General features: G+C 69.6%; 7 protein-coding genes. All 7 read left to right on the forward strand.

What is annotated here, in order from left to right; translation table 11 throughout:
- Positions 1-49: 49 nt before the first annotated feature.
- The 7 genes from rplQ to glmM all read left to right on the forward strand — a co-directional run bounded on the left by rplQ (position 50) and on the right by glmM (position 7,229).
- Positions 50-511, forward strand: coding sequence for a 50S ribosomal protein L17 (gene rplQ, locus OTB20_RS38285; protein WP_030154710.1), 462 nt, complete (start codon positions 50-52; stop codon positions 509-511).
- 107 nt (positions 512-618) lie between these two features.
- A complete protein-coding gene (gene truA, locus OTB20_RS38290; RefSeq protein ID WP_267824533.1) occupies positions 619-1,470 on the forward strand; it encodes a tRNA pseudouridine(38-40) synthase TruA in 852 nt (283 codons plus the stop codon).
- A 68-nt stretch (positions 1,471-1,538) separates the two neighbouring features.
- Positions 1,539-3,167: an ABC-F family ATP-binding cassette domain-containing protein gene (locus OTB20_RS38295; RefSeq protein ID WP_267824534.1), complete on the forward strand. Its 1,629-nt coding sequence runs from the start codon at positions 1,539-1,541 to the stop codon at positions 3,165-3,167.
- 66 nt (positions 3,168-3,233) lie between these two features.
- A complete protein-coding gene (locus tag OTB20_RS38300) occupies positions 3,234-4,493 on the forward strand; it encodes a glycosyltransferase family 87 protein (protein ID WP_267824535.1) in 1,260 nt (419 codons plus the stop codon).
- 235 nt (positions 4,494-4,728) lie between these two features.
- Positions 4,729-5,172, forward strand: a complete 444-nt coding sequence (gene rplM / locus OTB20_RS38305) for a 50S ribosomal protein L13 (RefSeq protein WP_267751556.1) — start codon at positions 4,729-4,731, stop codon at positions 5,170-5,172.
- 42 nt (positions 5,173-5,214) lie between these two features.
- Entirely contained in the window at positions 5,215-5,739 is a 525-nt protein-coding gene (rpsI, locus tag OTB20_RS38310; protein ID WP_267824536.1) for a 30S ribosomal protein S9, read from the forward strand.
- Positions 5,740-5,870: 131 nt separating this feature from the next.
- A complete protein-coding gene (gene glmM / locus OTB20_RS38315; RefSeq protein ID WP_267824537.1) occupies positions 5,871-7,229 on the forward strand; it encodes a phosphoglucosamine mutase in 1,359 nt (452 codons plus the stop codon).
- The last annotated feature ends 66 nt before the right edge of the window (positions 7,230-7,295 follow it).

A 7,295-nucleotide genomic window follows, 5' to 3' on the forward strand; every position in this document is an offset into this window, starting at 1 on the left:
CTGTCACCGGTACCTGACACGGCCGGTGCAGATATGAAGGAGTATGACCATGCCGCGTCCCGCAAAGGGTGCCCGTCTGGGCGGCAGCGCCGCGCACGAGAAGCACCTCCTCGCGAACCTCGCGAAGGCGCTCTTCGAGCACGGCCGCATCACCACCACCGAGGCCAAGGCCCGTCGCCTGCGTCCCTACGCCGAGCGTCTGGTGACCAAGGCCAAGAAGGGCGACATCCACAACCGTCGCCTGGTGCTGCAGACGATCACGGACAAGAGCATCGTGCACACGCTGTTCACCGAGATCGCCCCGCGCTACGAGAACCGCCCCGGTGGTTACACGCGCATCACCAAGATCGGCAACCGTCGTGGCGACAACGCCCCGATGGCCGTGATCGAGCTGGTCGAGGCCCTTACGGTCGCCCAGCAGGCCACTGGTGAGGCCGAGGCCGCCACCAAGCGCGCGGTCAAGGAGGCGGAGGCTGTCGAGACCCCCGCCGAGGAGACCAAGGAGGCCTGATCCTTCGGGATCACGCTGGCTTGATCGGCTGTGAACGGGCCCGCCCCCTTACCGGGGCGGGCCCGTTCTGCGTTTCCAAGAAGATTTCGCCTGAGAGGATCTGTCACGTGAGTGACGAGGTGGAGCCCGGACACGTCCGGGTCAGGCTGGACCTGAGCTACGACGGCAAGGACTTCTCCGGCTGGGCGAAGCAGCGCGTGCTGCGGACCGTCCAGGGAGAGCTGGAGTCCGCCCTGCAGACCGTGATGCGGCTCCCGGACCCGGTCGAGCTGACCGTGGCCGGCCGTACGGACGCCGGCGTCCACGCCCGCGGCCAGGTCGCGCAGTTCGACGTACGCGACGAGGTGTGGGCCGAGCACCAGGACAAGCTGCTCCGGCGCCTCGCGGGCCGGCTGCCCCACGACGTACGGGTGTGGAAGGCCGCCGAGGCCCCCGCCGGCTTCAACGCGCGGTTCTCCGCGATCTGGCGCCGCTACGCCTACCGCGTCGGCGACCACCAGGCCGGCGTGGACCCGCTGCGTCGCGGCCACGTGTTCTGGTACCAGTGGCCCCTCGACGTGGACGCCATGAACGAGGCCTCGGCCGCGCTGGTCGGGGAGCACGACTTCGCCGCGTACTGCAAGAAGCGCGAAGGGGCCACCACGATCCGTACGCTCCAGCAGCTCAGCTGGGAGCGGGCCGACGACGGGATCATCACCGCGACCGTCCGCGCCGACGCCTTCTGCCACAACATGGTCCGCTCGCTGGTCGGCGCCCTGCTGCACGTCGGCGACGGCCACCGGCCGACCGACTGGCCCGGGAAGGTGCTGGCAGCGGCCGTACGGGACTCCTCGGTGCACGTGGTCAAGCCGCACGGACTGACCCTGGAGGAGGTCGGCTACCCGGCCGACGAGCTGCTGGCCGCACGCAGCAAGGAAGCCCGGAACCTGCGGACGCTGCCCGGCGCCGGCTGCTGTTAGGACTGCCGGCGGGGCCGGTCCGCGGTGGCGGCTAATCCGTTTGGGCGGATCGGGGCCGGACCGGGACAATGCCCGGCATGGGACATCTCGAAGCCAGCCACCTGGAGTACTACCTTCCCGACGGGCGGGTCCTGCTCCCCGACGTCTCCTTCCGGGTGGGGGAGGGGTCGGTCGTCGCCCTCGTCGGCGCGAACGGGGCCGGCAAGACCACGCTGCTGAAGATGATCTCCGGTGAGCTCCAGCCGCACGGCGGCGCGGTCACCGTGAGCGGCGGCCTGGGCGTGATGTCGCAGTTCGTGGGCTCGGTCCGCGACGAGACGACCGTACGGGACCTGCTGGTCTCCGTGGCCCAGCCGCGGATCCGGGATGCGGCGAAGGCCGTCGACCGCGCCGAGCAGCTGATCCTGACGGTGGACGACGAGGCCGCCCAGATGGCGTACGCGCAGGCCCTCAGCGACTGGGCCGACGTGCAGGGGTACGAGGCGGAGACGCTGTGGGACGTCTGCACCATGGCCGCGCTGGCGATCCCGTACGACAGCGCGCAGTTCCGCGAGGTGCGCACGCTCTCGGGCGGTGAGCAGAAGCGGCTCGTACTGGAGGCGCTGCTGCGCGGGCCGGACGAGGTGCTGCTGCTCGACGAGCCGGACAACTACCTCGACGTCCCCGGCAAGCGGTGGCTGGAGGAGCAGCTGGAAGCCACCCGCAAGACGGTGCTCTTCGTCTCGCACGACCGGGAACTGCTCACCCAGGCCGCCGAGAAGATCATCAGCCTGGAGGCGAGCCCGAACGGCTCGGACGTGTGGGTGCACGGCGAGGGCTTCGCCACCTTCCACGACGCCCGCAAGGAGCGCTTCGCGCGCTTCGAGGAGCTCAAGCGGCGCTGGGACGAGGAGCACGCCCGGCTGAGGGCGCTCGTGCTGCGGCTGCGGAACCAAGCCGCGAGCAGCCCGGACATGGCTTCCCGCTACCGGGCGATGCAGACCCGCTTCCAGAAGTTCGAGGAGGCCGGCCCGCCGCCGGAGCCGCCGCGCGAGCAGGACATCCGGATGCGGCTCAAGGGCGGGCGTACGGGGGTGCGCGCTATCACCGTCGAGAACCTGGAGCTCACCGGGCTGATGCAGCCCTTCTCGCTGGAGGTCTTCTACGGGGAGCGGGTCGCGGTCCTCGGCTCGAACGGCTCCGGGAAGTCCCACTTCCTGCGGCTGATGGCGGGGGAGGAGGTCAAGCACACGGGTACGTGGAAGCTCGGCGCCCGGGTCGTCCCCGGCCACTTCGCGCAGACCCACGCCCACCCGGAGCTGTTCGGCCGTACCCTCGTCGACATCCTGTGGACGGAGGCGGCGAAGCCGCTCGGCGCGGCGATGGGCGCGCTGCGCCGCTACGAGCTGGAGCGGCAGGCCGAGCAGCCCTTCGAGAAGCTCTCCGGCGGCCAGCAGGCACGTTTCCAGATCCTGCTGCTGGAGCTGGCGGGCACCACGGCGCTGCTGCTCGACGAGCCGACGGACAACCTCGACCTGGAGTCGGCGGAAGCGCTGCAGGACGGGCTGGAGGCGTACGACGGCACTGTGCTGTGCGTCACGCACGACCGGTGGTTCGCCCGCACATTTGACCGTTATCTGGTCTTCGGTTCAGACGGTGTTGTACGGGAGACTACGGAGCCCGTCTGGGACGAACGTAGGGTCGAGCGGAAGCGCTAGGGGTAGACCGCCCCCGGCTTGGGTCGAGGGGACTTCGTTGTGGGGCTGCGGCCGAGTGTCTGGGTCATGAAATGGGACAGCACTTCCTCCGTGGACCGGCGGGTGGCCTGGCTCCTGCGGCCGGCGCCCCGGTCCTGGCGGTTCCTCGGCCTCGTGATCCTGCTGTCGGTGGCGGTCTCGGCGAGCCTGCGGGAGAACTGGGGCTCGGACAACGCCTTCGTGGTCAAGGCGGCCGACGCCCTGCTCGCCGGGGTCTCCCCGTACGAGGACAAGCGGTTCCTGTACCTGCCGAGCGCCGTGATCATGGCGATCCCCGAGGCCCTGCTGCCTGCGCCGCTGCTGCGCTGCGTGCTGCCGCTGGGGATGACGGGGCTCGTCGGCCTCGGCTGGTGGGCCTCGCTGCGGCTGTTCTCGGTACCGGTGCGCTCGCGGCTCGCGGTCGGCGGTTTCGGGCTGTTCGCGCTGGCCTACAAGCCGTACGTCAACCTCGTGCTGATCGGAAACTGGACGGCCATCTCCGCCGCCGCCCTGCCGGTGGCGCTGCTGCTGGCGCAGCGGCGGTCGTGGGCTGCGGCCGGGCTGGTGGTGGGCCTGGCCATCGCGTGCAAGCCGATGCTGGTGCCTATCGGGCTGCTCTTCCTGCTGGCACGGCAGTGGCGGGGGCTGGCCCTGGCGGTGGGGGTCCCGGTGGGGCTGTCGCTGGCGGGGGCGCTGATGATGCCGCACCCGATGCTGTTCTTCACCAAGACCCTGCCGTTCCTGTTCCAGGGCCAGGACTCCTACGCACTGCCCTGGGACGCGTCGCCGATCGCCGCGCTGCCTCGGCTGGGGGTGCCCGAGCCGCTGGCGGTGCTGCTGGCCTTCGCGGGAGCCGGCTGCGGACTGTGGGCGGTCTGGCGGCGCTGGCGGCGGCCCGTCGCGGCGGACGGTGACGGGGGCGAACTGCGGCTGGTGGAAACGGCCTGCATGGTGATGCTCGCCGCGTTCCTGGTGTCGCGTCCCTCCTTCGACCACTACCTGATCGTGGTGCTCCCGCTGCTGCTGGCGTCGGGGGTGCGGGCGGGCTCCATGCCCCGGTCACCCTGGTTCTGGGTGGCGTTGCTGCCCCAGACGGCGGGCATTCCGTGGCCCTCGGAGTTCGAGCACAAGAGGCGGGCATTTCGGGACATGGTCACCCTGTGCGCGGTGGCCGGAATGCTCATGCGGCGTTCGCTGCGGCCGATCCGGGTTACTCTGGAACTCGTACGAACTGCGGGGTCCCCACCCAGGACCGATCCGGAGTGCACCGCGAAGCCAATAGAGTCGGCTTCGCGGACCGCGTTTTGACCCTTCCAGGTCTTCACGGGTATCCTGCTGGTTTGTATGCGTATTGGCTTGCTCATTCTCACGTGAATTTGCCTTACGCCGGTCCACCGGGCCGATGACCAGCGGTACCCACGGGTTGCGTCCCCGATGTGTACCAGGGCTGTCGTGATCGTCCGTGGTGACCCATGTCAGGACCCGTCCCTTCGGGCTCACCCCCCTCGGGATGACCCACCACTGAAGAAGCGAAGGCATACGCGTGCGTACGTTCAGCCCCAAGCCCGGCGACATCTCGCGCCAGTGGTTCGTCATCGACGCCCAGGACGTTGTCCTCGGCCGTCTGGCGACCCAGGCAGCTGCCCTCCTGCGAGGCAAGCACAAGCCGACGTTCGCCCCCCACATGGACATGGGCGACTTCGTCATCATCGTCAACGCCGACAAGGTTCACCTGTCCGGCAACAAGGCGACCCAGAAGATGGCGTACCGCCACTCCGGCTACCCGGGTGGTCTCCGCTCGGTCCGCTACGACGACCTCCTGGCGAACAACCCGGAGAAGGCCGTCGAGAAGGCCATCAAGGGCATGATCCCCAAGAACACCCTGGGTCGTCAGATGCTCTCGAAGCTCAAGGTTTACTCGGGCGACGTGCACCCCCACGCTGCCCAGCAGCCGGTGCCGTTCGAGATCACCCAGGTCGCGCAGTAGTTCCGGCCACCCCCTAAGACATAGAAAATTCTGAGGAGCATCGTGGCCGAGACCACCGCCGAGACCCCTGTCGTCGAAGAAGAGTTCGAGGGCAGCGTCGAGGAGTACACCACCGAGTCCGCGGACGTAGTCGAGGGTGACTACACGTCCGAATCCCTTGTCGGCCGCTTCGGCGACCCCCAGCCGGCCGCCGGCCTGGGCCGTCGCAAGAACGCCATCGCCCGCGTCCGGATCGTTCCGGGCACCGGCAAGTGGAAGATCAACGGTCGCACCCTTGAGGACTACTTCCCCAACAAGGTGCACCAGCAGGATGTCAACGAGCCGTTCAAGCTCCTTGAGCTCGACAACCGCTACGACGTCATCTCCCGCATCTCGGGTGGCGGCGTTTCCGGTCAGGCCGGCGCCCTGCGCCTCGGTGTGGCCCGTGCGCTGAACGAGGCGGACGAGGACAACAACCGCGCTGCGCTGAAGAAGGCCGGCTTCCTCTCCCGCGACGACCGTGCGGTCGAGCGCAAGAAGGCCGGTCTCAAGAAGGCCCGTAAGGCTCCGCAGTACAGCAAGCGTTAATCACGCCTGCTGTTCAGCACCGAAACCGCCCCGGCAGCACTCTGTGCTGCCGGGGCGGTTCGTTTACCGCCAAAAGCGGCAAATAATTGGCACAACTGCTCATAGTGAAGTGTGAACTCGGGAGGACAACAGTGGGACGACTCTTCGGGACGGACGGTGTACGAGGCGTCGCCAACGCGGATCTGACGGCCGAGCTGGCGCTCGGCCTCTCCGTGGCGGCCGCGCACGTACTTGCCGAGGCGGGCACCTTCGAGGGTCACCGGGCCACCGCGGTGGTCGGCCGGGACCCCCGGGCCTCGGGCGAGTTCCTGGAGGCCGCGGTCGTGGCGGGCCTCGCCAGCGCGGGCGTGGACGTCCTGCGCGTCGGTGTGCTGCCCACCCCGGCGGTGGCGTATCTCACCGGTGCGCTGGGCGCCGACCTCGGCGTCATGCTGTCGGCCAGCCACAACGCCATGCCCGACAACGGCATCAAGTTCTTCGCGCGCGGCGGTCACAAGCTCGCCGACGAGCTGGAGGACCGGATCGAGTCGGTCTACGAGGACCACCGCACGGGCGCTCCGTGGGAGCGGCCGACGGGTGCCGGCGTGGGCCGCGTCTCCGACTACGACGAGGGCTTCGACAAGTACGTCGCCCACCTCATGGGTGTCCTGCCCAACCGCCTCGACGGGCTCAAGATCGTCCTGGACGAGGCGCACGGCGCTGCCGCCCGCGTCTCGCCCGAGGCCTTCGCCCGGGCCGGTGCGGAGATCATCACCATCGGTGCCGAGCCCGACGGCCTGAACATCAACGACGGCTGCGGCTCCACCCACCTGGGCCTGCTCAAGCAGGCCGTCATCGAGCACGGGGCCGCTCTGGGCATCGCGCACGACGGGGACGCCGACCGCTGCCTCGCCGTGGACGCGGACGGCGCGGAGATCGACGGGGACCAGATCCTCGCGGTGCTGGCGCTGGCGATGCGCGAGTCCGGGCACCTGCGCCAGGACACCGTGGTCGCCACCGTGATGTCGAACCTGGGCTTCAAGCTGGCCATGGAGTCCGAGGGCATCCACGTCGTGCAGACCGGCGTCGGCGACCGGTACGTCCTGGAGTCGATGAAGGAACACGGGTACGCGCTGGGCGGCGAGCAGTCCGGCCACGTGATCATCCTCGACCACGCCACCACCGGTGACGGCACCCTGACCGGCCTGATGCTGGCGGCCCGGATCGTGGCCACCGGCAAGTCGCTGGCCGAGCTGACCGGTGTCATGCGGCGGCTGCCGCAGGTGCTGGTCAACGTCCCCGACGTGGACAAGTCGCGGGTCACCACCTCGGGCGAGCTGGCCGCGGCCGTCGCCGAGGCGGAGCGGGAGCTGGGCACGACCGGGCGCGTACTGCTGCGTTCTTCGGGCACGGAGCCGCTCGTACGCGTGATGGTGGAGGCCGCCGACATCGAGCAGGCCCGCTCGGTCGCGGGGCGCCTCGCGGACGTCGTGAAGTCGGCGCTCGGCTAGAGCACTCCCCCACAACGCCACCGGCCCCGCGCTACGAAGCTTCGTAGCGCGGGGCCGGTGGCGTTG

This window comes from Streptomyces sp. H27-H1, assembly GCF_026627445.1.
Taxonomy (GTDB): Bacteria; Actinomycetota; Actinomycetes; order Streptomycetales; family Streptomycetaceae; genus Streptomyces.

Coding starts and splice junctions, on each gene's coding strand:
- rplQ (WP_030154710.1), top strand. CDS start 50: ATGCCGCGTCCCGCAAAGGGTGCCCGTCTGGGCGGCAGCGCCGCGCAC.
- OTB20_RS38295 (WP_267824534.1), top strand. CDS start 1,539: ATGCCCGGCATGGGACATCTCGAAGCCAGCCACCTGGAGTACTACCTT.
- OTB20_RS38300 (WP_267824535.1), top strand. CDS start 3,234: ATGAAATGGGACAGCACTTCCTCCGTGGACCGGCGGGTGGCCTGGCTC.